This is a genomic window from Streptomyces halobius (assembly GCF_023277745.1).
GTDB lineage: Bacteria > Actinomycetota > Actinomycetes > Streptomycetales > Streptomycetaceae > Streptomyces > Streptomyces halobius.
In genome coordinates this window covers 600,947-626,407 of record NZ_CP086322.1, presented here as the reverse complement: position 1 = coordinate 626,407, position 25,461 = coordinate 600,947, and the positions used below count along the sequence as shown (strand labels likewise).

Here is a 25,461-nt window from a genome sequence, read left to right as displayed (position 1 = left end):
ACGGGTACGCCCGCAGTGCGGACCGCGGGCGTACAGAACCGGCTGGGAAAGCGGGCCGAGGGCCCCGTCCCACGGTCAAGCGGGCTGCGTCGCCGCGGCGATCCGCTCCTGCCGCAGCGCCTCGTACCAGCGGTCGTCGACCGGGGGCAGCGCGTTCACGTCGAGTGCCAGCTTGATCAGCAGATCCGCGATATGCGGATTGCGGGCCATCACCGGGCCGTGCATGTACGTACCGAAGACGGTGTCGTGGTACGCGCCCTCGTAGCCGTCGCCGACGCCGTTACCGTTGCCGAACCGCACCTTGGCGAACGGCCGGGCGGTCGGCCCCAGGCGCGTCACACCCTGGTGGTTCTCGAAGCCGGTCAGTGGCGGCAGCCCCAACTCCGGTCCGATATCGGCCAGTACGTCGCCGACGCACCGTTCCCCTTCGCCGCGGGCGCTCACCACGTCCAGCAGCCCCAGGCCCTCCTGCTGTTCGCCGAGGTCGTTGACGAACTCGTGCCCCAGGATCTGGTACCCGGCGCACACCGAGAAGACGATCGCGCCGTTGGAGACCGCGCGGTGCAGGCCGCCGTCGCGGATCAGCCGCTCGGACGCCAGCCGCTGCGGCCGGTCCTCCCCGCCGCCGATCAGATAGATATCGCCGGAGGTGGGAAGCTGCTGGTCGGACCGTACGTCCAGGCGCTGTACGTCCAGGCCGCGCTGGCGTGCCCGCCGCTCCACCACGAGGGCGTTGCCCTGGTCGCCGTACGTGCTCAGCAGGTCCGGGTAGATCCACACCAGGCGCAGGCTGTTGTCACTCATGCTTGCTCGTCCTTGTCCGTGAGGTCGGGTGGATCCCGGTCAGTTGCCCACGCGGCGGCGCAGGTCCTGGAAGGCCGTGTAGTTGGCGATGACCTCGATCCGGCCGGGCGGCGCCATCTTCACCGCCTCGTCGAGGCTCTCGCACACCTCGAAGTCCAGCCCCGCGACCTCCAGCCGCACCGCCAGGTCCAGCCTGCGGTCGCCGAGCACGAAGATCGGGTGCCCGGCCAGCCGGGTGTAGTCGACGTCCCACAGCCAGGAGGTGTCCGTACCGTCCGCGCCGCGCGCGTTCACGGAAAGGATCACCGGCGTCGGCGGCGGGTCGATCAGCGAGAAGGTCTCCAGCCAGCCGGCCGGGTTCTTCGCCAGCAGCAGCCGCAGCTCCCGGTCCAGGAACGAGACGACGTCATAGCGGCCGGCCACCGCCTGCACGGAGTACATCCGCTCCAGCGCGACCTGCGGCGGCACCCCGAACGCCGCCGCGACCGCGGCCGACGTCGTGGCGTTCGCCTTGTTGGCGCGGCCGGGCAGCTGCAGCTTGATGGGCCACGCGCTGCCGTGCGGGTCCAGCACATGGTCGCCGGACAGCGCCCAGCTGGGCGTCGGACGGCGGAAGCCGCACTCGGCGCAGAACCAGTCGTTGCCCGGCCGCTGCATCACACCGCCGCACGACGGGCAGGACCAGGCGTCGTCCTTCCACTCCTGCCCGGCCGCGACCCACACCACATTCGCGGACGACGAGGCCGCCCACACGATCAGCGGGTCGTCCGCGTTGGCGACGATCAGCGCCTTGGACCCGGCCAGCCCCTCGCGCCAGCGCTCGGCCAGCATGCGGGTCTCCGCGGCGCGGTCGAGCTGGTCACGCGAGAGGTTCAGCAGCGCTATGGCCTTCGGCGTCACATCCCGCGCCACACCGGCGAGGTACTTCTCGTCCACCTCGATGACGCCGTACTTGGCGTCCGAACCGCCGGCCAGCGCGGAGGTGATGCCCGCGGGCATGTTGGCGCCGAGCGCGTTGGAGACCACCGGGCCGCCGGCCCGCAGCGCCTCCGCGATCAGCCGGGTGGTGGTCGTCTTGCCGTTGGTCGCCGACACCAGGATCACGTCCAGATGTCCGGCCAGCCGGGCGAGCAGGTCGGGGTCGAGCTTGAGCGCCACCCGGCCACCGATCACCGATCCGCTGCCGCGGCCCGCCGCGCGCGACACCGCCGCCGCGGCCTTGCCCGCCGTCACGGCCAGCTTGGCCCGTGGCGACAGCGGCTCCGTGTTGCCTGCCATGGTCTTCGATCCTCCTTGCATCCGGCGCCCTCCCTGCCCTGTGGGCGGCCGGTGGAACGCCCCCTCCGCAGCCGACGACCGGCCGGAGGCTTCGGTCGGGGATCAGCCTATCGAGATCCGGGCGCGGGCCCGAACCCCGCCACCCGTGCGGCGACATCTGGTCAACACCATCCGGCATGGCCAGGACCGTACGCTTACCCCCATGCGCCCCCGTACGATCCCCGGCAGCACCGGCCGCTCCCGCCCCGTGCGCCTCCTCGGCGACCCGGCCCTGACGGAGCCCTGCCAGGAGGTCACCGTCTTCGACGACGGGCTCGCCCGGCTGATCGAGGACATGTACGCGACGATGTACGAGGCCGGCGGGGTGGGCCTCGCCGCCAACCAGATCGGCGTCCCGTTGCGGGTGTTCGTCTACGACTGCCCCGATGACGAGGACCGCCGTCACTTCGGACACCTCGTCAACCCACGGCTCGTCGAGACCGACGGCCCGGTCATCCGCGGGCCGGAGGGCTGTCTCTCGCTCCCCGGCATCGAGGCCGGCACCCCGCGCCACGACCACGTCGTGGTGGCGGGTGTCAGCGCCGCCGGCGAGCCCCGTACGGTGACCGGCACCGGCTTCTTCGCCCGCTGTCTGCAGCACGAGTGCGACCATCTCTCGGGCGGGCTGTACGTCGACCGCCTCACCGGGCTGCGGCGCCGCCGGGCGCTGCGCGCCGCGGCCAGGGCTCCGTGGGCCACGGGGTCGGGGGAGTCCCGCCGTTAGGGCCTGTCCCGGCGGACCGGCCCTTCGGACGCCGGGCGTCCGGCTCGTGTCATACGTGCGTCCGGTCCCGTCGGCCCTCCCGGTCAGAAGCCGGGCCCGTTCGCCAGGTCCTCGACGGTGGCCAGCTGGCCCCAGAGCAGATCCGTCAGATGCTGTACCAACTGCTCCCGTGAGCAAGGGCGTTCACGCAGCCACCAGTCCCCGGCCGCGTGCATCATGCCGACTATCCCGTGTCCCCATACCCGCGCCCGCTCCGCGCCGTCGGGGCCCAGGTCGAGCCGGTCGGCGATCACCTTGGCCAGCTCCTCGCCGAGCCGGCGCAGCAGTGGCGCGGAGTGCCGGCCGACGTCGAAGCCGGACTCCGCTCCGTTCTCCTGGTCGGCCGGGTGCATCAGGAACCGGTACACCTGCGGCCGGGTCTCGATGGCGACCAGATAGGCGTCGAGGGTGGCCTCGACGCGGTCCCGGCGCAGCACCGGGGCGTCCAGCGCGGCCCGCAGATTGTCCAGCAGGGCGTCCGTGTGCCGTACGGCCAGAGCGCGGTACAGCCCGCCCTTGTCGCCGAAGTGCCGGTAGAGGATCGGCTTGGTGATGCCGGCCTCGGCGGCGATCGCGTTCATCGACGCTTCCGGGCCGTCGCGCAGCACAATCCGCTCCGCGGCTTCCAGCAGCTCCCGCCGCCGGCGTTCGGTCGCCGTCTGCTTGCGGCCGCTGTGCTCTGAGTTCTCCATGGTCGTGTTCCCCACCCTTGCTGTCCGTGGCGCTCGCGCAACGTAACACCCGAGATCACGGCGGATGTGCGGCCCCGAGGAGTTGACATTCCTTACTGGCGAGTAACAGACTCGTGTTACCGCAAGTAACATCGTAGTGGAACGCAGCGCTGGAGGGGACATGGCCGAGTTCACCATGGAGCTCAATGACGAGCAGAAGGAGGTCCGTGACTGGATTCACGGCTTTGCCGCGGACGTCATGCGCCCCGCCGCCGCCGAATGGGACGAGCGCGAGGAGACCCCTTGGCCCGTCATCCAGGAGGCCGCCAAGATCGGTCTGTACTCCCTCGACTTCTACGCCCAGCAGTTCTTCGACCCTACGGGCCTCGGCATCCCCATGGCCATGGAGGAGCTGTTCTGGGGCGACGCCGGGATCGGCCTGTCGATCGTGGGCACCGGTCTCGCCGCCGTCGGCGTGCTCGCCAACGGCACCGAGGAACAGATCGGCACCTGGGTGCCGCAGATGTACGGCGACGCCGATGACGTCAAGGTCGCCGCCTTCTGCTCCTCGGAACCGGACGCCGGCTCGGACGTCTCGGCGATGCGTACCCGCGCGGTGTACGACGAGGCCAAGGGCGAATGGGTGCTCAACGGCACCAAGACCTGGGCGACGAACGGCGGTATCGCCAATGTCCATGTCGTCGTCGCAGTCGTGGACCCGGAGGCCGGATCGAAGGGGCACGCCTCCTTCATCATTCCCCCGAACACCCCCGGCCTGTCCCAGGGCCAGAAGTTCAAGAAGCACGGCATCCGCGCCTCGCACACCGCCGAGGTCGTCCTCGAAGACGTCCGGGTCCCCGGGCACTGCCTCCTCGGGGGCAAGGACAAGCTGGACGAGCGGCTGGCCCGTGCTCGCGAGCAGGCGAAGAGCGGTGGTGAGCGAGTCAAGAACGCCGCCATGGCCACCTTCGAGGCGTCCCGCCCGGCCGTCGGCGCGATGGCGGTCGGCACCGCCCGCGCCGCGTACGAAGAGGCGCTGGAGTACGCCAGGACGCGCTCCCAGTTCGGCCGCCCGATCATCGACAACCAGGGCGTCGCCTTCCAGCTCGCCGATATGCGCACCCAGGTGGACGCCGCCCGCCTGCTGGTCTGGCGCGCCTCCTGGATGGCGACCACCGGCAAGAAGTTCGAGAACGCCGAGGGCTCCATGTCCAAGCTGTTCGCGAGCGAGACGGCGAAGCAGGTCACCGCCCAGGCCATCCAGATCCTCGGCGGCAACGGCTTCACCCGTGAGTATCCGGTCGAGCGGATGCACCGCGACGCCGCGATCTACACCATTTTCGAAGGGACGAGTGAGATCCAGCGGCTGGTGATCGCCCGCACGCTCTCGGGCGTGCCGATCCGGTAGCCGCCCGCCCGTACCGCGCCTCCGTCGCCGGCACCCCTGTCCTGGGGTGCCGGCGACACCTGTTTTCGCGGCCCTTGCGGTATCGCGCGGCCGGCGGGCCCTTGACGCGCGCATCGCCTCGCTCTACTTTCCTTCCATAAAGCAAAACATTAATTCCATGATGCGGAATAGCTCTCGGAATTCCATTCATCCCTCTGGCCCTTCGCCGGAACATGCCCCTGACAGGTCGACGCAGGAGTACCCGATGCCTCGAATGACAGCCGCCCGCGCGGCCGTGGAGATCCTCAAGCGCGAGGGCGTGACCAACGCCTTCGGAGTGCCGGGAGCGGCGATCAACCCCTTCTACAAGGCGCTCAAGGAGGGGGGCGGCATCGACCACACCCTCGCCCGCCACGTCGAGGGCGCGTCCCACATGGCCGAGGGCTACACCCGGACCCACCCGGGCAACATCGGCGTCTGCATCGGCACGTCCGGCCCGGCCGGCACCGACATGATCACCGGTCTCTACTCCGCGACCGGTGACTCCATCCCGATCCTGTGCATCACCGGCCAGGCGCCGACCCACGTGATCCACAAGGAGGACTTCCAGGCCGTCGACATCGCCGCGATCGCCAAGCCGGTCACCAAGGCCGCGACCACCGCCTTGGAGGCCGCCCAGGTCCCCGGCGTCTTCCAGCAGGCGTTCCATCTGATGCGCTCCGGCCGCCCCGGCCCGGTCCTGATCGACCTGCCGATCGATGTCCAGCTCACCGAGATCGAGTTCGACCCGGAGACCTACCAGCCGCTCCCCGTCTACAAGCCGGCCGCGACCCGCGCACAGATCGAGAAGGCCCTCTCGATGCTGAACGAGTCCGAGCGCCCGCTGATCGTCGCCGGCGGCGGCATCATCAACGCCGACGCCGCCGATCTGCTGGTCGAGTTCGCCGAACTGACCGGCACGCCGGTCATTCCCACCCTGATGGGCTGGGGCGTCCTCCCCGACGACCACGACCTGAACGCCGGGATGGTCGGTCTGCAGACCGCGCACCGCTACGGCAACGCGAACTTCCTGGAGTCGGACTTCGTCCTGGGCATCGGCAACCGCTGGGCCAACCGTCACACCGGCTACAAGCTCGACGTCTACACCCGGGGCCGGAAGTTCGTCCACGTGGACATCGAGCCCACCCAGATCGGCAAGATCTTCGCCCCGGACTACGGCATCGCCTCGGACGCCAAGGCCGCGCTGGAGCTGTTCGTCGAGGTCGCCCGCGAGCTGAAGGCCGCGGGCAAGCTCCCGGACCGCGCCGACTGGGCCGCCTCCACCCAGGAGCGCAAGGCCCAACTGCAGCGCCGTACGCACTTCGACGACATCCCGATGAAGCCGCAGCGCGTCTACGAGGAGATGAACAAGGCGTTCGGCCCGGAGACGCGTTATGTCACCACCATCGGCCTCTCCCAGATCGCCGGCGCGCAGATGCTGCACGTCTACAAGCCGCGGCACTGGATCAACTGCGGCCAGGCCGGCCCGCTCGGCTGGACCATCCCGGCCGCCCTCGGCGTCGCCACCGCCGACCCGGAAGCCCAGGTCGTCGCGCTCTCCGGTGACTACGACTTCCAGTTCATGATCGAGGAACTGGCCGTCGGCGCCCAGCACCGCATCCCGTACGTCCACGTCCTGGTCAACAACTCCTACCTGGGCCTGATCCGGCAGGCGCAGATCGGTCTGGACATCAACTTTCAGGTCAATCTGGAGTTTGAGAACATCAACGCCCCGGAGCTGGGCGTCTACGGGGTCGACCACGTCAAGGTCGCCGAGGGGCTGGGCTGCAGGGCGATCCGGGTCACCGACCCGAGCGAGCTGGGCGCCGCCTTCGAGCAGGCCAAGAAGCTCGCCGCCGAGCACCGTGTGCCGGTCGTCGTCGAGGCGATCCTGGAGCGGATCACCAATATCGCGATGAGCAAGACGGCGGACATCAGCGATGTCACGGAGTTCGAGGAACTGGCCACCGAGCCGGGCCACGCGCCGACCGCGATCAAGCCGCTCAAGGTCTGACGGGCCCTCACGGTCCGAGGGCCACCAGGACGGACGGGCCCTCAAGGTTCCGGTGGTCCTTCAAGGCCTGACGGACCGGGGCCGGCCCTGACGCCGGATCGGATACGGCCCTGACACCGGATCCGAGCCGGGCGGTGTGCCGGGCGCGGCGCGATCGCCGCGCCCGGCATCACCACCATCTCGTAGCACAAACACAAAAATCCGCTATCCGGAAGAGGTGTCGGTCCCATGGGTTTCACGGACACGCGCTTCAACGTCAACCTGTCGATCCTGTTCACCGAGCTTCCGTTGCTGGAGCGGCCGGCGGCCGCGCGGGCGGCGGGGTTCACGGCGGTGGAGCTGTGGTGGCCGTGGGTCTGTGCCCCGGTCCCGGAACCCGCCGAGCTGGACGCGCTGCGCGAGGCCCTCGACGACGCCGGGGTGCGGCTGGTCGGCCTGAACTTCTACGCCGGGCAGCTGCCGGGCCCCGACCGCGGGGCCCTGTCGATCCCGGGGGAGGAGTCGGACAGGTTCCGCGCCAATGTGCCCGTGGCGGTCCGGTTCGGAGCGTCGCTGGGATGCACCGCCTTCAACGCCCTGTACGGCAACCGCGTCGAGGGCGTCGACCCGGCCGCGCAGGACGCGCTGGCGCTGGAGAACCTGGCCTTCGCCGCCCGTGCGGTGGGTGAGGTGGACGGGACACTGCTGATCGAGGCGCTCAACGCACCCGAGTCGCCCACATGCCCCCTGGTCTCCGCACCGAAGGCCATCGAGACCGTCGACGCGGTCAACGCCGCCACCGGGCTGGACAACGCCAGGTTCCTGATGGACCTGTACCACCTGTCGATGAACGGCGAGGACCTCGACGCGGTCATCGACGCCTACACGGCCAAGACCGCGCACGTCCAGATCGCCGACAACCCCGGCCGCGGCGCCCCCGGCACCGGCACCCTCGACTTCCCCGCCCTGCTCGACCGCCTGAAGAAGAACGGCTACGACGGCTGGATCGGCCTGGAATACAAGCCCGGAAACGCCCCCAGCGCCTCGTCCTTCGCCTGGCTGCCGGCCCCGCTGCGCGCGGCCGCCTCCTGACCACCAGCTTTTCGAAAGAGGCTTCGCTATGAGCAATCTCCCCAAGATCGCGTGGATCGGTCTGGGCATCATGGGCTCACCCATGGCCGAGAACCTGATCAAGGCCGGCTACCAGGTCACCGGCTACACCCTGGAGCAGGACAAACTCGACCGGCTCGCCGCCGCCGGCGGCACGGCGGCCGCCTCCATCGCCGAGGCGGTCCAGGACGCCGACGTGGTGATCACCATGGTCCCGGCCTCCCCGCAGGTCGAGGCCATCGCCTACGGCCCCGACGGCATCCTGGACCACGCCAGACCCGGCGCACTGCTGATCGACATGTCCTCGATCACCCCGCAGACCTCCATCGACCTGGCCAAGAACGCCGGCGACAAGGGCATCCGCGTCCTGGACGCCCCCGTCTCCGGCGGTGAGGCCGGCGCCATCGAGGCCGTCCTGTCGATCATGGTCGGCGGGCAGCAGGCCGACTTCGACGCCGCCCGGCCCCTCTTCGACGCCCTGGGCAAGACGATCGTGCTGTGCGGCCCGCACGGCGCCGGCCAGACCGTCAAGGCCGCCAACCAGCTCATCGTCGCCGTCAACATCCAAGCCTGCGCCGAAGCCGTCGTCTTCCTGGAGAAATCCGGCGTCGACCTCACCGCCGCCCTCGACGTCCTGAACGGCGGACTGGCCGGCTCCACCGTCCTCGCCCGCAAGAAGGACAACTTCCGCACCCGCGACTTCACGCCCGGCTTCCGCATCGACCTGCACCACAAGGACATGGGCATCGTCACCGACGCCGCCCGCACCGTCGGCGCCGCCCTCCCCGTCGGCAGCGTCGTCGCCCAGCTCGTCGCCTCCCTGCGCGCCCAGGGCGACGGCGGCCTGGACCACTCCGCCCTCCTCCGCGGCGTCGAACGCCTCTCCGGACACACCACCCAGGGCTGAGCCGGTCCACGGCCTCCGGAGGTACGGTGACGACCGTCATGATCCCGCCATGGAACGTCCATGCATTGTTTACCGTTCAATAGGGTGTGAGCGCTGATGACGGCGCTCCACCCAAGCCGCCCCGGTCAGTTCCCCCGTCTGGCCGGGGCTTCCCCTTGTCTGAGAACCCTCGGGCGTCTGACGCTCCGGTGGTCTGAACTCGCGCCCCGGCTAAGGGCGTCGGACCGTAACCGGCAGCCGGGCCAGGCCGCGCATCAAGCGCGCTCGCCGCCACTCGACCGCGTCGGAAGCCCCGTCCGAAGTCCCGCCCGTAGCCCCGGCCCCAGTCCCGTCCGTCAGCCGGATATCCGGACAGCGGGTCAGCAGCACCTCGAACGCGATCCGGGCCTCCATACGGGCCAGCGGAGCGCCGAGGCAGTGGTGGGGCCCGTGGCCGAACGAGAGGTGCCCGGTGGACCGGTCGAGCCGCACGGCATCGGGCTCGGCGAACCGCGCCGGGTCGCGGTTGGCGGCGCCGGGGGAGACCTGCACGACATCACCGGTCTCGATCCGGACGCCACCGAGGTCGACCGGTTCGGTCGCGTAGCGGAAGGTGGCGATGGTCATCGGGGCGTCGTAGCGCAGGAATTCCTCGATCGCGGCGGGCAGCAGGCCGGGATCGGCCCGGAGGCGGGAGCGCAGGGTGTCGTCGCGGAGCAGGGCGAGCATGCCGTTGCCGATGAGGTTGGCCGTCGTCTCATGTCCCGCGACCACCAACAGGACGGCCAGGGAGACCAGTTCGGGCTCGGTCAGCCGGTCCTCGTCGTCCCGGGCGGCGATCAGATCGCTGAGCACATCGTCCCCGGGCTCGTCGCGCCGGGCCGCGATCAGCCCCGTCATGTAGTCGCTGATGGCGTGTGACGCACGGTCGACGACGGCGTCCGGATCCCCGGCGGCGAACAGGGTGTTGGACCACCGGCGCACCGCGGCCCGGTCGCCCTCCGGTACACCGAGCAGCTCGCAGATCACGGCGATCGGCAGCGGGACCGCGAACTCCTCGATGAGGTCCGCGGATCCACGCGTGGCGAGCGCGTCGGCCAGCCTCGCCGCGATCTCACGGATACGGGGTTCCAGCCGGGCCACGGCCGCCGGGGTGAACGCCTTCATCGCCAGTTTCCGCAGCCGGCCGTGGTCCGGCGGGTCGGTGGCGAGCAGGGTGCGGCTGACGGCGGGGGCGAGATTGCGGTGGGACGGCCGGCCGGCGAAGAAACGGGCGGTGTCCTTCGACAGCCGCGCATCGGCCAGCGCGGCCCGTGCCTCGGCCCAGCCCGTGATGACCCAGGTCGTGCGGCCGTTGACCGTCCGCACGCGCTGAACGGGGCCGCAGTCACGCAGGGTGGCGAGCAGCGGGTACGGGTCCCTGGAGAACTCGGCGGAGTCGAGGGGAATCGTGCCGGGGGTGGGGCCGCCGGAGCTGGTCGCGCTGTCGTGGTCCACGGTCGTTCCCGGGCTCCTCGTCGTGTCGGGCTCTGCAGGCCGGGGGACCTCCTGACCAGGACCGCCCCGCCCAGCCTACCGTTGCTTGAATGCTCAATAAGCAGTGCCCGTCGCGCCCGGTGAGGCATGGCCGCGGCCCGGCGCGGCCGCCGGTCGGGTGAGATCGGGCTGTCGAGGTGCGCGGCCGCGACGCCCGTCGCACGCTGGAGTCATGAGCGAGCACCCGCCTGTCATCGTGCACCCGCCGACGCCGTCCGGCGGCCGTCGGGTGACCGTGCACGGGCAGATCGTCGGCCTGGCCCATGGCCGTGGCGATGTCGCCGAGTTCCTGCGCCGCGCGGGAATCGCGGGGCAGGCCGAGGACATCAGGCTCGATGACCCGGAACTCGTCGAATGGCGCGGTGGCAACCTCGACGACTGGCCGATGCCGCCGGCCTGAGAACGCCGGGGCGGCGCGGCCGTCCGGACGGTGGACGACCGTGCCGCTCCCGGGCCGTGCGTCAGAGCACCGAGCCGCCGGAGACATCGATGCGCTGGCCGGTGATCCAGCGGGAATCGTCGGAGGCGAGGAAGGCGGCGACGTCGGCGATGTCGGCGGGCTCGCCGACGCGGTTGAAGACCGAATAGGCCGCCAGCGCCGCCCGGCCCTCGGGCGTCGCCGTCCGCGCGGCGGTCACATGGGTGTCGACCCAGCCCGGGGCCATGGCGTTCACCGTGATCCCGCGCTCGCCGAGGTCCTTGGCGAGGGTGCGCGTGAGGGTTTCCAGTCCGCCCTTGGCGACGCTGTAGGCGATCTGCCTCGGGTGCGCCGTACTCGTCACCGCCGACGTGATGTTGATGATGCGTCCGCCGTCCCGCATCCGGCGCAGACCGTGCTGAATGATGAAGAACGGCGCCTTGACATTGACCGCGATGGTGCGGTCGAACTCCGCTTCCGTGGCCTCGCCGATGTGCCCGCGGAAATTGGTCGCCGCGTTGTTGACGAGAATGTCAAGGCCGGGTTCGCTGCCGTACGCGGCGAGTTCGGCATCGAAGGCGGCGAAGAGGGCCTCGGCGTCACCGGGCACCCCGAGTTCCGCTCGTATGGCGAATGCCCTTCCACCTGAGGCCGTGATGCCTTCGACGGTTTCCTTGGCCGCGGCGTCGCTGCTGCCGTAGTGGACGGCGACCAGCGCACCGTCCCGGGCGAGGCGTTGGGCGATGCCCCGGCCGATACCTCGGCTGGATCCCGTTACCAGCGCGGTCTTTCCCTTGAGGTCACCCATGGTCGGATGTGGCCTTCCTGTTGCCGTAGCGGTGCCTGAACCGTTCGTCTCACTGTCGCGTACCGACGCGTGATGCGGCCGATTCCCGACGCCTCATGGTGCTGTTGAGGTCCGGGCCGGTCAGCGGTCCCGTTCGAGTGCCGTGAGGGTGGAGGCGAACACCGTCTCTCCCGCCTGGTGGCCCGTGACGCGGACCGTAACGGTGCCGGGTACCGACGAGGGCGTCCGCCGGGCCTCGATCACGCAGGGGGCGTCGTGCTCGGCGTACCGGTGGAATTCGGTGCTGAAGGCGTACGGCGCGAAGGGCGCGGGTGCGCTCAGGGCACGGGCGGCCTGCTGGGCGGCGTCCAGCAGCACCATGCCCGGCACATGGTCGTTCGCCGGGTTCACCAGCGCGGCATGGCCGGGTGCGAGGCGCAGCACCCAGCGGTCGCTCCGGTCGGTGGGGGCGAGAAGGACATCGCTGTCCTTGAGGCTGCCGGTCAGCCGGTGCGGCACGGGCGCGGGGAGCGGGCCGTCGGTCCGGCGCGCCGCAAGGCGCTCGCCGCGGATCCGGCGGTAGACGCCGGGGGCGGTGACGCTGACGTGGAAGTGGCCGGTGGCGATGGCGTTTCCCGCCAGGCGGAAGGTCATGTCGAACCGGCCGCTGACCAGCTTGCCGGCCCGCATGCGCAGGTCGCTCAGGGCGGCCTCGATCGTCGGCTGTGCGGGCCGGCCGGCAACGGCCAGATGTTCCTGATGCGTTGTCCAGACCAGGTCGCCGAGGATGAAGTGGTGGCCGACCGGTACGCCGAGTTCCGTGTGCGAGAGCAAAAGTCCCGCCTGTCGAATCGTCTCGCCGACGAGCAGGATGTTGTGGCGACCGCGGTCCGGGGTGAAGTACCGGTGGTCGTGCGGCCACCGGGCGGTCAGCGAGAAATGACTGTCGTCCAGCCGGTTCCACGAGGTGATCAGGATGTCCTCGGTGGCGGGACGGTGCACGAACTCCCCGGGTACGCCGACATCGCGGCGAGGGCGCGGTACGGCTCGTTGGACCGAGGCCGGTCGTCCCGTGTGCAGGGCCCCGGGCCGAACCGTGCCACCGATGTGCGTCGTGTCGCTCATGACTGCCCCCAGGCGTCTGACGGATAGTGCCGAATGCGAACGCTGCTAAGATACGTACCATCCGGTTTTCTTTTCAATGCCGGGCGCCGAAAAATGGTAAATACCTGGTCTGAAGGCGACGTGAGCAGTAACCAAGTGCTGCTCCCTTTGCACACTTCGACAGACAGGAGGCGTCCCGATGGCGCAACAGGATCGCGCGATCCGGACCCGGCGACTGATCCTGGAGGCGGCGGCCTCGGTCTTTGACGACCGCGGTTACGATCGCGCCACCATCGCCGAAGTTCTTGAACGCGCCGGCGTGACGAAGGGCGCCCTGTATTTCCATTTCGCTTCCAAGGAGCAGCTCGCGCTCGCCGTGCTGGATGAGCATGTGCTGGACATAGCCGTGGAGCCGCAGCAGATCAAATTGCAGGAATTCGTCGATGTGACACAGGTCCTGGCGTACCGGTTGCGGAGCGACCCGATCCAGCGCGGGGCGGCCAGGCTGGCCGTCGAGCAGGGCTCCAATCACCTTGACCGCAAGCGGTCCATGATCTCCTGGGCCGATTTTGTCGAAGGGCTGCTGATCGAGGCGAAGGGGCGCGGCGAAGTTCTGGAAAGCGTGGCTGTCCGTGAGACCGCCGAGTTGTACGTGGGTGCCTTCGCCGGGATGCAGATGATGTCCCAGGCGCTTGCGAACAGGGCCGATCTCAATCGCCGGCTCACCGTATTCCATCAGCACACACTGCCCAGCATCGCGGTGCCCGCGGTCCTGGCCAGGCTGGACCTCGATCCGGAGCGGGGCGCGGCACTCGATGCCGTTCTCAAGGCGGGACTGTTGGCGGATGCGACGCATTGATGGGGCATTTGTCGTGATGGCAGGGATTGCATTTCTCTTCGGGAGATAAGGGCGTTTTGGGTGCTGAAAAAATGCAGCACGGACGGTTTTTTATCGGATCGGATTCCAGGAATGCCGCACGAAAACGGCACACGCTGTGCGAATCTGGGGGCACGGCGGGGTGCGCCGGGCCGTGGGGGCGGCGACGTGGTGGGGCTTGTCGGTGGCGTGCGTTTGACTGGGATCGGTGGAGGCGGGGCCCGGTGGGGGTGAGAAAGATCATGTTCTGCGGTGCGTGACGCAACTCGCGTCCACCGGTCGGTCGTTGCCGCGGCTTTCGCTGTTTTTGGCAACTTTGTTTGCCATCGGGTGCGGCCGGGCGCAGTCTCTGCCGCGGAGGTGCTCACCATGACCCAGCACAGCGACAACAGCACGAACCACGCCGGCCAGAACATCCTGCACAGCGTCGGCGATGACACCGGTAGTGGCGGTGACGGCAACAACGGCAACAACAACGGGCCCGTCGCATCGTGATCGCCACCGGGCTGCGCGACGAACCGCCCGCCATTCCCGGCGTACGGGAGCGCTGGGGCGAGGACGTGCTGCACTGCCCGTACTGCCATGGATACGAGGTCGCCGACGAGCCGGTCGGCTTGATCGCGGTCCGGCCAACGCCCTCCATCAGGCGCTGCCGCTGCGTCAGTGGACCCACGACATCGTCTACTTCCCGCACACCGGGGACGTCTCTTCGGAGGCGCGTGAGCAGTTGGCCGCCCGTGGCATACGGATCGTCGAAGGTGAGGTCGAGGAGCTGGTGGTCGGCGACGACCGACTGCGGGGCGTCGGCATGGCCGATGGCAGTGTCGTTCGGCGTACCGCGGTCTTTGTGCCACCGCGGTTCATCCCCCACGACACGCTGCTGGCCCGGCTCGGCTGCGAGAAGGACGCGTCCGGTTGGGTGGCCACCGATGCGTCCGACCGCACCAGCGTGTCCGGTGTGTGGGCGGCGGGCAATGTCGTGGATCCGCGCGCCCAAGTGATCAGCGCCGCCAGTCAGGGGTCGGCCGCCGCGATCGCCCTCAACGGTGATCTCCTGGAGGAAGACGTCGCACGAGCGGTGGCGGACCATCGGCGCGGCGCGGGGCAGCGGCCCGGCAGCGGAAGGACCGCCGCGTAAGCCTTGTCGCCCGTCTCCATGCGCTCAACGATGCGGCCGCCATCGGCGGGAGGTGGGATGTGCGAGGTGGGAGGTGTCGTGGCAGGCGGGCGGCGATGGTCCTCGGGCGGTGTGTCGTACGGGCCGGAGCGGGCCGTACGACACACCGCGGTCCCGGCCGAAGTGCCCGTGCCGGCGCGCCGATTCCGACGCACAGACCGGGAGAGGCGACGCATCGCCCCCACGGTCCGACCTCCATAGGCCGACTGCGTGGTATGCCCGATGAGGGTGGCGGCCGGCCGCCGGTTCCGCGGCTTGCCGGGGCCGGTGGGGCTGTTGGGGCCACCGGGGCGTATGGGCCGGACGGCCGAACCCCGTCGTGGTGCGTCCGGAACGCGGGAAATTCTGCGATTCTGGGCGCCACACCCGAAGTTCCGGCTGGTCGCACAGGCCGCCGGGGGTCACCCTCAGGCCCGGTGCGACGGCTCGTTAGTGGTGCGTTAGCGCCCCGTTAGCGGACCAGCAGCGCACTGGTCCACGCTGGAAGCAAACGGACGGACCGTGCGTACCACCAGAAGGAGTACGCACCCACTAGACGAGGGGGAGACTCATGTCGCTCACCACCAAGACTCTTGGCCGCGGTCTGGGGGCACTCCCCCAGCTGACGCTGGGGGCACCCGCACCCAGCGTCAGGTGGGGGCGTCTTGCCGCCGGATCGCTGATCGCCGTCGCGGCGCTCACGCTCACCGCCTGTCAGGAAGGACCGGGCAGCGCTTCCGGCCCCTCGTCGCCCGCGTCCGCCACTCACGGCGGAGGCGGCAGCCCGGGTGCGCAGCCGCCCGGAAGCAAGACGCAGCCCTCCGGCGGTGAGGGACACGCCTCCGAAGGCGCCGGGCAGCCGTCCACGGGTGGGGCGAAGCCCACCGGCGGCAAGGCGAGCCCCAGCCGGCCGAGCTCCGCCGAGGCCAACACCTCGCCGATGACGTCGTCGGACCGCTGCACCGCCGACAATATGTCGCTGCGCCTAGGACGCGAGGACATCGGCGCGGGCAACATCCGCGTCCCGTTGGTGTTCACCAACAAGGGCGAGACGGCCTGTTCGCTGCGCGGCTTCCCCGGTGTCTCGCTGATCAAGCGTGACGGCTCGACCGTCGGCAAACCGGCCACCCGCGAGGGCGCGGCGGGCGGGGCCGTCCGGCTGCAGCCCGGCAAGAGCGCGCACGCCGTGCTGCACACCATCAACGACGGTCTCTCGGACACCCCGTGCTGGGACGCCTCGCAGCTCGTCTACGTCTACCCGCCCGGTTCGAAGGACGCGATGACCACGAGCAGCCGGGGACTGCGGGTGTGCGGCGGCCGGTTCAGCGTGACCACGGTGGAGGCCGGCTCCCTGGGCTGAGGCACGCCGGGCCGAAGGTGTGCGCAGGGCACGGGCGTACCACGGTGCGCCCCGGTCCCGCTGCCGGGGCTGATCACCGGATCGGCCCCCGCTGACGGCCCCGGCCGTCCGTAACGGTGTTACAAGGGGAACGGAAGCCGTGATCTGCGCTTTCGTGGCACCTCCCCTAGGAGACGTCCCATGGGCGAACCCCCCGTCAAGCCGCCCGCCAGGACCCTGATCGCCGGCGTCGGCACCAGCTCCCTCGGCGACGACGGTTTCGGCGCCGAAACCGTCCGCCGGCTCGCCGACCTGCCGCTGCCGCCCGGAGCCGAGATTGCCGACGACGGCGTACGCGGCGTCGAACTGGCCTATCGGATGCTCGATGGTTACCAGACGGTTCTGCTGATCGACGCCGCCGTACGCGGCGGCGAACCCGGCACGCTGCACATCCTCGACGCCACTGAACCGGCCGCCCCCGCCTGCCCGCAGGCCCCTGCGCTCGATGGCCGGCCGATGACGCCGGACACCGTGCTCGCGCTGCTCGACACGCTCAGCGCGGGCACCGGCGGCCGCTGCCCGGAGCGGGTGCTGATCGTCGGCTGCGAGCCCGCCGACGTCGAGGAGGGCATCGGGCTGAGCGAGCCGGTCGGCGCCGCGGTCGACGAGGCCGTGTCGCTGATCCTGGATCTCCTCGACCCGGAACGAGCGGAGGGGGCCAGGGCCCGGCGGGGTAGCCGCGGCGCCCGTGCCGCACACCCCTGACGTCACCTCGCCGAGCCGTGGCGCAGTGGCCCGCCGCGGGTCCGCCGAGGCCGAATGGCGGCCGTCCCGCCGCGGGCCAATACTTGGTAGTGCCGGTATACGTGGGACGGCAGCGCGGGAGGCACGATGCAACCCAGGGTCCTCTACGTCCACGGCAACGGGAACAAGGTCGCCCGGAACTGCTCAAGTCCCAATGGGACACGGCGCCTTTCGGCAGGGATATGGGCGAGTCCTCGCGTATGGCGTACTGGGCCTCGCTGCGGTACGAGGGGCCGGTGACGCGATGACGGAAAGCCTCCCCGGAGCCGGAACGCGGAACGCGCTCACCCGCTGGCTGCGTGACATGGTTTACCTCGCCGGACACCCGTGCCGATAACGAGGAGAATGAGGTGGCGGCCCGAGTACGCACCGCAGGAACGGGTCACCGACCTGCTGGTTCCCAACGACAGCGGTAATCACCACGGCATCCCCCAGAATCTGTCGAATCGGCAGGTCAGAGAGCCGGTCCAGCGGATTTTCCACCGTTGTGCGTGAGGATGATCGCGTCCATGTCTCGCAGGACAGTTTCCGCACCTGCGTCTTCAAGAACGGTACCGAGGTCTTCATCGACCGCCAGGATCTGCGGCTGCGCGGGTTCGTGATGGATCCGGAAAAGTCCGTACTGCTCGCGGACGGCGAGCCGGGCAGCGGCAGATCGCATACCAACCACCGATTCGGTACATCGGACTGCGCAGCGGATTACGGTCGGCCCGCGTCACTCTGTCCCGTACCTTCACCACCGAAAAGGTCATCCCTCGGCTGGCGGAATTCGTCGCCGATCCGTGCGCGGATCTACCGCCGAACCCGACGGAACCGAACGATCTGGGCCGCCTACCGGGAAGCGGCCTGTCTGCTCTCCCGCTTCGACCCGCTGCCGCTCAGGCTGCCCGGACAGGACCACGCCACCGGAGGCGAGCCCGCGGACCTCCGCCTCCAGGCTCGGCGCACTCCGGCCCGGGACGACTGGAAGGCGGTGGCGCTGCACCGCGGGGCACGACGCGTGGAGAACGTGTACTACCAGGGCAGGACGACGGCCTTTGTCAACGTCGGCGCCCAGATGAGCAGCGTCCTGCGTCACCTGGCGGCCAACAGCCCCGGCATTCATGCCGAGATCGAGACGGTACGACGTGACTGATGCGACCGAGGTCAACTTCGTGTGGGGAAGGGCCGGTTGATCGGCGATAGGCGGTGCGCGAACCGCGACCGGTTCGCGGGCCGGGGCTGGTTCACGACCCATACAGTGCGTCGATCTCCGCCGCGTAGCGCTCCGCCACGGCCGCCCGCCGAACCTTCAACGTCGGGGTGAGATCCCCGGATTCGACCGTGAGATCCTCCGCCAGGATCGCGAAGGCACGGATCCTGGCCGGGCGGGCCGCCCGCTCGTTGGCGGCGTCGACCGCCTCCTGGACCAGCGCGCGGACCGCGGGGTGGCGGACCGGGGCGTCGCCGAGCGAGGTGCCCGTGCGGTCGGCCCAGTGCGCGATCTCCTCGGGATCCAGGGTGATCAGCGCGACCGGGTACGGGCGGCGGTCACCGACCATCACCGCGCGGGAGACATACCGCGACTGCTGGATGGCGAACTCGACCGTCGACGGAGTGAGGTTCTTGCCGCCGGAGGTGATGATCAGCTCCTTCTTGCGACCGGTGATGGTGAGGAAACCGTCGGCGTCGAGCGCGCCCAGGTCGCCGGTGTGCAGCCAGCCGTCGGCGTCCAGCACCTCCGTGTCCGCCGCCGGATTCGCGTGGTAACCGGGGAAGACATTCGCACCGCGGGCCAGCACCTCACCGTCCTCCGCGATCCTGACTTCACAGCCCGCGACCGGCCGCCCCACCGTCCCGTACTTGACCGCCCCCGGATGATTCAGCGAGATGACGCCCGCCGACTCCGTCATGCCGTAGCCCTCGTGGACGGCGATGCCGCAGGCCCGCAGAAAGTCCAGGGTCTGCGGGGCGATCGGCGCCGCGCCGGTCAGCGCCCACCGCAGCCGGCCCCCGAAAGCCGCCCGGACCAGCGAGAACAGTGCCCGGTCGGCGGCCTGCCAGCGCTCCAGCAGCTCCCCGGCCGGCTCTTCGCCGCGGGCCCGCAGCGCGGCGGCCTCGATCCCGGTGCGTACCGCCGCCTCGAAGCGGTCCCGGCCGCCCTCCTGCGACTCTGCCATGGAACGGACCGTGGCGTGCACCTTCTCGAAGAGGCGGGGGACGGACGGCAGATGGGTGGGCCGGACCTCGGCCAGCTCGGCGACGACATTCTCGATCTTTCCGCCGAAGTAGCAGAGCGTCCCGCCGCGCAGCAGCGCCTGCAACTCGATGAGCTGGGCGAGGAGATGGGCGAGCGGGAGATAGAGATAGGTGACATCGCCGGGGCCGCCTTCGATGAGGTCCGCGGTGCTGTCGTGGGCGGCGACGAAGTTGCCGTGGGTGAGCCGGCAGCCTTTGGGCGGGCCGGTGGTTCCCGAGGTGTAGACGATGGCCGCGAGATCCGCGTGGCCGACGGCCGCCGCGCGCGCCCGGAGCTCCGGCAGCGGGGCGGGGAAGGGGAGAGCGTCCATCGCGAGGACATCGCCGGCGTCGTCTCCCGCCTCGGACAGCAGGACGCTGTGCCGCAGGGCGGGCAGCCTGGCGCGCAGACGTGCGACGCGGGCCGCCTGCTCCCGGCCCTCGCAGATGACCACACACGCGCCGGAGTCGCCCAGTACCCAGGCGAGTTCCTCGTCCCCGGCCGTCGGATAGACGGGAACCACGGCCGCACCCGCCGCGAGCGCGCCGAAGTGCGCGTATGTCCACTCCGGGCGGGTCTCGGAGAGAATCGCCACCCGGTCGCCCGCCCGCACCCCGAGCCCGCCGATCAGCCCGCGCCCCACCGCCCGTACGGCGTCCCGCAGTTGGCCGTACGAGCGGTCGGCCCACCCTTCGCCCTCTCTGAAGCGCAGCGCGGGCAGGTCATGGAACCGCTGCGCCGCCCACTCGGTGAACACGGCGAGGGTGTCGGGCCTGTGGTGCATCGCGCCTCCTGGAGCCGAGGACCAGCGGTCCGTATGGTCCGACGCTAGGGACCGCCGCCGACCGCCGGGGATGACAAGAACCGTCACCCCCACTGACCTCTGCGCTCACGAGGGCTACCGTGTCGTGGCATGAGGGGGTGCGGCGTGGGGCCCCCTCCGGACGACAGCCGGGGGAGTGCGCCATGAGTCGGCTGACGATCACGATGCATCATGTGCGGGCCGCCCTGAGCGGCGCGCGGCGGCTCGGAATCGACATCGTGCCGCTGCTCCAGTGCGCGCAGATCCCGCCGCTGCTGCTCGGCGACGACCGGGCGCGCGTCACCCCCGAGCAGTTCACCCGCCTGGTCAAGGCGCTCCACCACGCCACCGACGACGAATTCCTGGGCCTCGGCCCCACCCCCAGCCGCCGCGGCACCTTCGCGATGATGTGCCACGCCTGCCTCGGCTGTCGCGACCTGGGATCGGCGCTCGACCGGGCGGCGCGCTTCTACGGGCTCTTCCCCGGCGGGCCCGAGATGGCATGCGAAACGGTCACGGCCGGAGACGGGTCCGTCGAGGCCGTCTTCTCGGTGTGCAACGATCTGCGCCGGTACGAGGAGGGCAACTTCCTCTCCGAATGCGTGCTGATCATCGGGCACCGGCTCGCCAGCTGGCTGATCGGGCGGCGCATCCCGCTGCGCTGGGCCCGCTTCGCCTACCCGGCACCGGCCCATGCCCACGAGTACGACATCCTCTTCGGCTGCCCGGTGCGCTTCGGCGCCGAGCGCACCGCCGCCGGGTGGGACGCGCGCTGGCTGGCCGCGCCCGTCGTCCGGGACGAGGCCGCGCTGGCGGGGATGCTGCGGCGGGCGCCGGCCGATCTGCTCAGCCGCCGCGACTACGGCACGACCGTCGCCGAGCAGGTGCGGCGCACCCTGGTCCAGGCGCTCCGGACCGAGAGGCCGGCGCGGCTGCCGGAGGCGGGCGAGGTCGCGGCCCGGCTGGCGGTGAGCCCGGCGACGCTCCGGCGCCGGCTGCAGGCCGAGGGCACCTCGTACCAGCGGCTGAAGGACACGGTGCGCCGGGACGCGGCGATCACCTCGCTGGTGGCCGGGCAGGAGCCGATCGCCGACCTGGCGGCGCGGATCGGCTTCTCGGAGGACACCGCCTTCCACCGGGCCTTCCGCCGCTGGACGGGGACGACGCCCGGCACGTACCGGCTGAACGGGCACGCCGCGGACTCCGCGGACCGACCGGAACGAGCAGACCGACCGGACTGACGGGACTGACGGGACTGACGACTGACGGGACCGAGTAAGGCGACTGGACCGACCGGGTGAACCGACCGGATCGACCGGACCGACGACTGACCGGACCGATCGAGCAGACCGAACAGACCGACCGGACCGAGCAGATGCCCGCCCTCGCGCTGCCCGGTCGCGGCCATGGCCGCCCTGACCGCCCTCACCGCCATGAGACAACCGGTCAACAAAGCTGAGCGTCCCGGTCAGCGCCTTCCTTACTCGCGAGTCACTACGGTCACCCCAACCACCCAGCACATGCGTCAGTTGGGAGAGCCGTATGCACCGTCGCGCCACCGCACTCACCGCCGCCGCTGCCGTCACCTTGTCGCTCGGCCTCACGGGCGCGGGTGCCGCGTCGGCCGGGCAGACCGAAACCGGCAGTCCCGGCGATATCGTCACCTCCGCCCCGACCTCGTTCCACCCGCTCCCGGGCCAGCCGACCAACACCCGTGCCTGGCACATCACTTACCGCTCCACCACCGCCAAAGGCACCCCCAACACCGTCTCCGGGACGGTCATCGTCCCCAAGGACGGCAAGCAGGGGCCACGCCCCCTGGTCACCTACGCCGTCGGCACGGTCGGTCTCGGCGACTCCTGCGCACCCTCGGCCGGCTTCCCCAAGGGCACCACGATGGAGGCCAACCTCATCCAGCAGCTGACCTCCCGTGGTTGGGCCGTCGCGGTCACCGACTACGAGGGCCTGGGCACGCCCGGCGACCACACCTACACCGTGGGCCGCGCCGAGGGACAGGCCGTCCTGGACGCCGCCCGTGCCGCGCAGCGGCTGCCCGGAGCCGCCGAGGCCGGCGTCACCGAGGACTCGCCGGTCGGCATCATGGGCTACTCCCAGGGCGGCCAGGCCAGCAGCTGGGCGGCCGAGCTGCACCGGTCCTACGCGCCGGAACTCCAGGTCAAGGGCACCGCGACCGGCGGCGTCCCGGCCGATCTGCTGAAGGTCGCGGACGCCAACAACGGCAATGTCGGGGCCGGACTGATCCTGATGGCCGCCGTGGGCCAGAACGCGGCCTTCCCGGAGCTGCACCTGGAGAACTACCTCAACGACAAGGGCCGCAAGTACGTCGACTTCATGCGGAACAACTGCGTGGTCGTCAACACCGTCGCCGGGGCCTTCAAGAAGATCTCCGACTTCACGGTCAAGAACCCGCTGTACGAGGCGGACTGGCAGCAGCGGCTGCGCGCCTCCAACCTGGGCACCCGCAAGCCGGACGCCCCGGTGTACCTCTACCACGGCACCGTCGACGAGCTGATCCCGTACGCGGTCGGCAAACAGCTGCGCGCCGACTGGTGCGCCAAGGGCGCCGACGTCCAGTGGACCTCGATCCCGCTCGGTGAGCACATCGTCGGCGTGATGGTGGGCTCCGTACCGGCCGCGAACTGGCTCGCCGACCGCTTCGCGGGCAAACCCACGCACAACAACTGCGGCTGACCGGCCCGCCCAGGCGCCGACCGGCCCCCAGGCGGCGCGCCGCGCCACGCGGAGCCCCGGGTCACTCCGACGGAAGAGGTGACCCGGGGCTCCGCGCACCCCGGGCTCCGCCATTCGAGTCGGATATTTCGTCTAATCGGGTGATAGCGAGGCGAACTGTGTATGAGGGACCCGTCGCGGGGTCTACATCTCCATGTCCCCCTGAGGTTGGAGTGTGCCCGTGAGCCCTGAGACCAAGGTCTGGCAGTGCCAGTTCGCCCACACCAACGGCCTGGAATTCGACCCCACGCTGCAGCAGCTGCTGGACGAGGCGCCTATCGCCCGTATCCGCATGCCGCACGGCGAGGGCGACGCATGGCTGGTGACCAGGTATGACGACGTCAAGTTCGTCACCACCGATCGCCGGTTCAGCCGGGCCGCGGGCATCGGGCGTGACCTGCCCCGTATGACCCCCGCCCCGATCGCCCAGGTGGAGGCGATCAATCTCATGGACCCGCCGGAACACAACCGGCTGCGTCGTCTGGTGGCCAAGGGCTTCACCAACCGCCGGGTGGAGCAGCTGCGCGCGACCACCCAGCGGATCGTGGACGGCTTCCTCGACGAGATGACCGAGCACGGCGCCCCCGCCGATCTCATCCAGTTCCTCTCCTCGCGGCTGCCCCTCACCACCATCTGTGAGCTGCTGGACATCCCGCAGGACGATCGCAAGCAGCTGCGCGGCTGGGCCATGGACATGATGGCCGTCGGCGTACCCGACCTGGAAGCGGCCGACGCGGCCAAGAAGCAGCTGCGCGGCTATTTCACCGATCTCACCGCCCGACGGCGGCGTGACCCCGGTGACGACCTGCTGAGCGGCCTCGCCACCGCCAGGGACGGCGACGAACTCCTGGAGGAGACCGAGCTGGCCGTCCTCGGCATGGTCCTGCTCGTCACCGGCCACGACACCACCACGTACCAGATCAGCAACATCACTCACACGCTGCTGACCCACCCCGAACAGCTCGCGAAGCTCCGCAACGACCCCGAGCTGCTCCCGACCGCCCTGGAGGAGCTGCTGCGCTTCATCCCCTTCCGGCAGGGTGTGGGCATCGCCCGCGTGGCCACCGAGGACGTCGAGATCGACGGCGCGACCGTGCGGGAGGGAGACGCGATCCATGTCTCCTATCTCGCCGCCAACCGCGACCCCCAGATGTGGGAGCGGCCCGGCGAACTGGATCTCGAACGCGGCAGTCCGCACCACATGACGTTCGGCTACGGCACTCATCACTGCCTCGGCTCCCACCTGGCCCGGATGGAACTCCAGGTCGCCATCGGCACGCTCCTCCGGCGCTTCCCGGAGCTGCGTCTCGCCGTACCCGAGGACGAGATCGACTGGAACACCGGCTCGATCTGGCGCTACCCGCTGGCTCTGCCGGTCGCCTGGTGAGCCCGGCGCATCCCACGAGGTACGCCGCCTGGACCCTTGGAGGGAACCAGCCATGACTACGTTGTGCAGACCGGCGATAGCCGTGCCCGAACACGTCATCACCCTCGAAGAGACACTGGAACTCGCCCGCACACTCCACGCGGAACACCAGCAACTCGCCCTGGTTCTCCGGCTCATCGAGAACACCGGCGTCAGCACCCGGCACATCGTCCAGCCGATCGACGCCACGCTGCGACACCCCGGCTTCGAGAAACGCAACGCGCTCTACGAGGCGGAGGCCAAGGACCGGGTGCCCGAGGTGGTCCGCAGGGCCCTGGAACAGGGCGAAGTGTCGCCCGAGGAGATCGATCTGCTGATCTATGTCTCCTGCACCGGCTTCATGATGCCCTCGCTGACCGCGTGGATGATCAACGAGCTGGGCTTCCGCACGGACACCCGGCAGCTGCCGATAGCCCAGCTGGGCTGTGCGGCGGGCGGTGCGGCGATCAACCGGGCGCACGACTTCTGCCGTGCCTACCCCGAGGCCAATGTGCTCATCGTGGCCTGCGAGTTCTGCTCGCTGTGCTACCAGCCCACGGACCTGGGCGTGGGCTCGCTGCTGTCCAACGGGCTGTTCGGCGATGCGATAGCCGCCGCCGTGGTGCGCGGCAAGGGCGGCCACGGCGTATGGCTGGAGCGCAACGGCTCCCACCTGGTGCCCGAGACGGAGGACTGGATCTCCTACGCGGTCCGGGACACCGGCTTCCACTTCATGCTCGACAAACGGGTGCCCGGCACGATGGAAATGCTCGCGCCGGCCCTGCGCACCCTTGCGGACCAGCACCGCTGGGACGTCACCGACCTGGACTTCTACATCGTGCACGCCGGTGGACCGCGCATCCTCGACGACCTCTGCCGGTTCCTGTCCCTCTCACCGGAGACCTTCCGGTTCAGCCGGGCGACGCTCACCGAACGCGGCAATATCGCCAGTGCGGTGGTCTTCGACGCGCTGAACCGGCTCTTCGAGGAGGGTGCGGTCCGCGCCCCCGGCACCGGCCTGATAGCCGGATTCGGCCCGGGGATCACCGCGGAGATGGTGCTGGGCCGCTGGACGGCCGCATCGCAGGACCAGAGCGCGGCGCACGACGCCGCCCGCTTCGCCCCCACAGGCCGGTCGGCCGACGAAGCCCTGGGCCGGCCCGTCGACCCGCCGGCGGCCGCACCGGCCCGGTGAGGCACGCCGCACGGCGGCCCGGCTAGACCCCGGCCGGTGGCGTGTGGCCTCCGCCACGGGCCACCGGCCGTGTCCCTGCCGCGAGTCGCGCGGCCCGAC

23 protein-coding genes are annotated in these 25,461 nt (G+C 70.3%); 16 read left to right on the top strand and 7 right to left on the bottom strand.

Annotation, left to right across the window (positions count from 1 at the left end; genetic code table 11):
- Positions 1 to 75: 75 nt before the first annotated feature.
- Both K9S39_RS02775 and K9S39_RS02770 read right to left on the bottom strand, forming a co-directional pair.
- Entirely contained in the window at positions 76 to 804 is a 729-nt protein-coding gene (locus tag K9S39_RS02775) for a type 1 glutamine amidotransferase (protein WP_248861724.1), read from the bottom strand.
- A 39-nt stretch (positions 805 to 843) separates the two neighbouring features.
- The gene (locus tag K9S39_RS02770) at positions 844 to 2,082 is read right to left on the bottom strand and encodes a MurT ligase domain-containing protein (protein ID WP_248861723.1); all 1,239 of its coding nucleotides are present in this window, start codon (positions 2,080 to 2,082) and stop codon (positions 844 to 846) included.
- A gap of 202 nt (positions 2,083 to 2,284) precedes the next feature.
- On the opposite strand from K9S39_RS02770, the gene def reads away from it, so the two are divergent.
- Entirely contained in the window at positions 2,285 to 2,845 is a 561-nt protein-coding gene (def, locus tag K9S39_RS02765) for a peptide deformylase (protein ID WP_248861722.1), read from the top strand.
- 83 nt (positions 2,846 to 2,928) lie between these two features.
- On the opposite strand, the gene K9S39_RS02760 is transcribed toward def, so the two are convergent.
- Positions 2,929 to 3,576, bottom strand: coding sequence for a TetR family transcriptional regulator (locus tag K9S39_RS02760; protein ID WP_248861720.1), 648 nt, complete (start codon positions 3,574 to 3,576; stop codon positions 2,929 to 2,931).
- Between the two features lie 160 nt (positions 3,577 to 3,736).
- On the opposite strand from K9S39_RS02760, the gene K9S39_RS02755 reads away from it, so the two are divergent.
- The 4 genes from K9S39_RS02755 to K9S39_RS02740 all read left to right on the top strand — a co-directional run bounded on the left by K9S39_RS02755 (position 3,737) and on the right by K9S39_RS02740 (position 8,991).
- On the top strand, positions 3,737 to 4,963 hold the full coding sequence (locus K9S39_RS02755; RefSeq protein ID WP_248861718.1) for an acyl-CoA dehydrogenase family protein: 1,227 nt from the start codon (positions 3,737 to 3,739) through the stop codon (positions 4,961 to 4,963).
- A gap of 244 nt (positions 4,964 to 5,207) precedes the next feature.
- Positions 5,208 to 6,995 carry a glyoxylate carboligase gene (gene gcl, locus K9S39_RS02750; RefSeq protein ID WP_248861717.1) on the top strand — a complete coding sequence of 596 codons (1,788 nt, stop codon included), beginning with the start codon at positions 5,208 to 5,210 and terminating at the stop codon, positions 6,993 to 6,995.
- A gap of 228 nt (positions 6,996 to 7,223) precedes the next feature.
- Positions 7,224 to 8,066, top strand: a complete 843-nt coding sequence (locus K9S39_RS02745; protein WP_248861715.1) for a TIM barrel protein — start codon at positions 7,224 to 7,226, stop codon at positions 8,064 to 8,066.
- A 28-nt stretch (positions 8,067 to 8,094) separates the two neighbouring features.
- A complete protein-coding gene (locus tag K9S39_RS02740; RefSeq protein WP_248861713.1) occupies positions 8,095 to 8,991 on the top strand; it encodes a 2-hydroxy-3-oxopropionate reductase in 897 nt (298 codons plus the stop codon).
- Between the two features lie 210 nt (positions 8,992 to 9,201).
- On the opposite strand, the gene K9S39_RS02735 is transcribed toward K9S39_RS02740, so the two are convergent.
- The gene (locus K9S39_RS02735) at positions 9,202 to 10,467 is read right to left on the bottom strand and encodes a cytochrome P450 family protein (protein WP_248861711.1); all 1,266 of its coding nucleotides are present in this window, start codon (positions 10,465 to 10,467) and stop codon (positions 9,202 to 9,204) included.
- A gap of 211 nt (positions 10,468 to 10,678) precedes the next feature.
- Here K9S39_RS02735 and K9S39_RS02730 point away from each other — a divergent pair, with 211 nt between their 5' ends.
- Positions 10,679 to 10,906, top strand: coding sequence for a hypothetical protein (locus K9S39_RS02730; RefSeq protein WP_248861710.1), 228 nt, complete (start codon positions 10,679 to 10,681; stop codon positions 10,904 to 10,906).
- Between the two features lie 61 nt (positions 10,907 to 10,967).
- Here the strand turns inward: K9S39_RS02730 and K9S39_RS02725 are convergent, their stop codons facing one another.
- Both K9S39_RS02725 and K9S39_RS02720 read right to left on the bottom strand, forming a co-directional pair.
- Positions 10,968 to 11,732 carry an SDR family oxidoreductase gene (locus K9S39_RS02725; RefSeq protein ID WP_248861709.1) on the bottom strand — a complete coding sequence of 255 codons (765 nt, stop codon included), beginning with the start codon at positions 11,730 to 11,732 and terminating at the stop codon, positions 10,968 to 10,970.
- Positions 11,733 to 11,852: 120 nt separating this feature from the next.
- The gene (locus tag K9S39_RS02720; protein WP_248861708.1) at positions 11,853 to 12,836 is read right to left on the bottom strand and encodes a ScbA/BarX family gamma-butyrolactone biosynthesis protein; all 984 of its coding nucleotides are present in this window, start codon (positions 12,834 to 12,836) and stop codon (positions 11,853 to 11,855) included.
- 178 nt (positions 12,837 to 13,014) lie between these two features.
- Between K9S39_RS02720 and K9S39_RS02715 the strand changes: the two genes are divergently transcribed.
- The 6 genes from K9S39_RS02715 (at position 13,015) to K9S39_RS02695 (ending at position 18,126) form a co-directional block, all read left to right on the top strand.
- Positions 13,015 to 13,674 carry a ScbR family autoregulator-binding transcription factor gene (locus tag K9S39_RS02715; protein WP_248861706.1) on the top strand — a complete coding sequence of 220 codons (660 nt, stop codon included), beginning with the start codon at positions 13,015 to 13,017 and terminating at the stop codon, positions 13,672 to 13,674.
- Between the two features lie 387 nt (positions 13,675 to 14,061).
- Positions 14,062 to 14,187, top strand: coding sequence for a hypothetical protein (locus K9S39_RS41925; RefSeq protein WP_283112185.1), 126 nt, complete (start codon positions 14,062 to 14,064; stop codon positions 14,185 to 14,187).
- A 232-nt stretch (positions 14,188 to 14,419) separates the two neighbouring features.
- Positions 14,420 to 14,830, top strand: coding sequence for an FAD-dependent oxidoreductase (locus tag K9S39_RS42275; RefSeq protein WP_319949526.1), 411 nt, complete (start codon positions 14,420 to 14,422; stop codon positions 14,828 to 14,830).
- A gap of 589 nt (positions 14,831 to 15,419) precedes the next feature.
- Positions 15,420 to 16,208: a DUF4232 domain-containing protein gene (locus K9S39_RS02705; RefSeq protein WP_248861705.1), complete on the top strand. Its 789-nt coding sequence runs from the start codon at positions 15,420 to 15,422 to the stop codon at positions 16,206 to 16,208.
- Between the two features lie 180 nt (positions 16,209 to 16,388).
- A complete protein-coding gene (locus tag K9S39_RS02700) occupies positions 16,389 to 16,952 on the top strand; it encodes a hydrogenase maturation protease (protein ID WP_248861703.1) in 564 nt (187 codons plus the stop codon).
- A 526-nt stretch (positions 16,953 to 17,478) separates the two neighbouring features.
- Positions 17,479 to 18,126, top strand: a complete 648-nt coding sequence (locus tag K9S39_RS02695; protein WP_248861702.1) for a hypothetical protein — start codon at positions 17,479 to 17,481, stop codon at positions 18,124 to 18,126.
- Positions 18,127 to 18,217: 91 nt separating this feature from the next.
- Here the strand turns inward: K9S39_RS02695 and K9S39_RS02690 are convergent, their stop codons facing one another.
- On the bottom strand, positions 18,218 to 19,993 hold the full coding sequence (locus K9S39_RS02690; RefSeq protein WP_248861701.1) for an AMP-dependent synthetase/ligase: 1,776 nt from the start codon (positions 19,991 to 19,993) through the stop codon (positions 18,218 to 18,220).
- A 182-nt stretch (positions 19,994 to 20,175) separates the two neighbouring features.
- On the opposite strand from K9S39_RS02690, the gene K9S39_RS02685 reads away from it, so the two are divergent.
- The 4 genes from K9S39_RS02685 to K9S39_RS02670 all read left to right on the top strand — a co-directional run bounded on the left by K9S39_RS02685 (position 20,176) and on the right by K9S39_RS02670 (position 25,362).
- Complete coding sequence (locus K9S39_RS02685; protein ID WP_248861699.1) at positions 20,176 to 21,252, top strand: AraC family transcriptional regulator; 1,077 nt, start codon at positions 20,176 to 20,178, stop codon at positions 21,250 to 21,252.
- A 301-nt stretch (positions 21,253 to 21,553) separates the two neighbouring features.
- Positions 21,554 to 22,723, top strand: a complete 1,170-nt coding sequence (locus tag K9S39_RS02680; protein WP_248861697.1) for a lipase family protein — start codon at positions 21,554 to 21,556, stop codon at positions 22,721 to 22,723.
- A gap of 220 nt (positions 22,724 to 22,943) precedes the next feature.
- The gene (locus K9S39_RS02675) at positions 22,944 to 24,149 is read left to right on the top strand and encodes a cytochrome P450 (RefSeq protein ID WP_248861696.1); all 1,206 of its coding nucleotides are present in this window, start codon (positions 22,944 to 22,946) and stop codon (positions 24,147 to 24,149) included.
- Between the two features lie 52 nt (positions 24,150 to 24,201).
- Positions 24,202 to 25,362 carry a type III polyketide synthase gene (locus tag K9S39_RS02670; protein ID WP_248861695.1) on the top strand — a complete coding sequence of 387 codons (1,161 nt, stop codon included), beginning with the start codon at positions 24,202 to 24,204 and terminating at the stop codon, positions 25,360 to 25,362.
- Positions 25,363 to 25,461 lie beyond the last annotated feature (99 nt).

Excerpts from the sequence above, each read along its gene's own strand:
- K9S39_RS02725 (WP_248861709.1), bottom strand. The coding sequence starts at position 11,732 with ATGGGTGACCTCAAGGGAAAGACCGCGCTGGTAACGGGATCCAGCCGA.
- K9S39_RS02760 (WP_248861720.1), bottom strand. The coding sequence starts at position 3,576 with ATGGAGAACTCAGAGCACAGCGGCCGCAAGCAGACGGCGACCGAACGC.
- gcl (WP_248861717.1), top strand. The coding sequence starts at position 5,208 with ATGCCTCGAATGACAGCCGCCCGCGCGGCCGTGGAGATCCTCAAGCGC.
- K9S39_RS02700 (WP_248861703.1), top strand. The coding sequence starts at position 16,389 with ATGGGCGAACCCCCCGTCAAGCCGCCCGCCAGGACCCTGATCGCCGGC.
- K9S39_RS02775 (WP_248861724.1), bottom strand. The coding sequence starts at position 804 with ATGAGTGACAACAGCCTGCGCCTGGTGTGGATCTACCCGGACCTGCTG.
- K9S39_RS41925 (WP_283112185.1), top strand. The coding sequence starts at position 14,062 with ATGACCCAGCACAGCGACAACAGCACGAACCACGCCGGCCAGAACATC.
- K9S39_RS02705 (WP_248861705.1), top strand. The coding sequence starts at position 15,420 with ATGTCGCTCACCACCAAGACTCTTGGCCGCGGTCTGGGGGCACTCCCC.
- K9S39_RS02690 (WP_248861701.1), bottom strand. The coding sequence starts at position 19,993 with ATGCACCACAGGCCCGACACCCTCGCCGTGTTCACCGAGTGGGCGGCG.
- K9S39_RS02755 (WP_248861718.1), top strand. The coding sequence starts at position 3,737 with ATGGCCGAGTTCACCATGGAGCTCAATGACGAGCAGAAGGAGGTCCGT.
- K9S39_RS02680 (WP_248861697.1), top strand. The coding sequence starts at position 21,554 with ATGCACCGTCGCGCCACCGCACTCACCGCCGCCGCTGCCGTCACCTTG.
- K9S39_RS02740 (WP_248861713.1), top strand. The coding sequence starts at position 8,095 with ATGAGCAATCTCCCCAAGATCGCGTGGATCGGTCTGGGCATCATGGGC.
- def (WP_248861722.1), top strand. The coding sequence starts at position 2,285 with ATGCGCCCCCGTACGATCCCCGGCAGCACCGGCCGCTCCCGCCCCGTG.
- K9S39_RS02720 (WP_248861708.1), bottom strand. The coding sequence starts at position 12,836 with ATGAGCGACACGACGCACATCGGTGGCACGGTTCGGCCCGGGGCCCTG.
- K9S39_RS02730 (WP_248861710.1), top strand. The coding sequence starts at position 10,679 with ATGAGCGAGCACCCGCCTGTCATCGTGCACCCGCCGACGCCGTCCGGC.
- K9S39_RS02685 (WP_248861699.1), top strand. The coding sequence starts at position 20,176 with ATGAGTCGGCTGACGATCACGATGCATCATGTGCGGGCCGCCCTGAGC.
- K9S39_RS02745 (WP_248861715.1), top strand. The coding sequence starts at position 7,224 with ATGGGTTTCACGGACACGCGCTTCAACGTCAACCTGTCGATCCTGTTC.
- K9S39_RS02670 (WP_248861695.1), top strand. The coding sequence starts at position 24,202 with ATGACTACGTTGTGCAGACCGGCGATAGCCGTGCCCGAACACGTCATC.
- K9S39_RS02715 (WP_248861706.1), top strand. The coding sequence starts at position 13,015 with ATGGCGCAACAGGATCGCGCGATCCGGACCCGGCGACTGATCCTGGAG.
- K9S39_RS02770 (WP_248861723.1), bottom strand. The coding sequence starts at position 2,082 with ATGGCAGGCAACACGGAGCCGCTGTCGCCACGGGCCAAGCTGGCCGTG.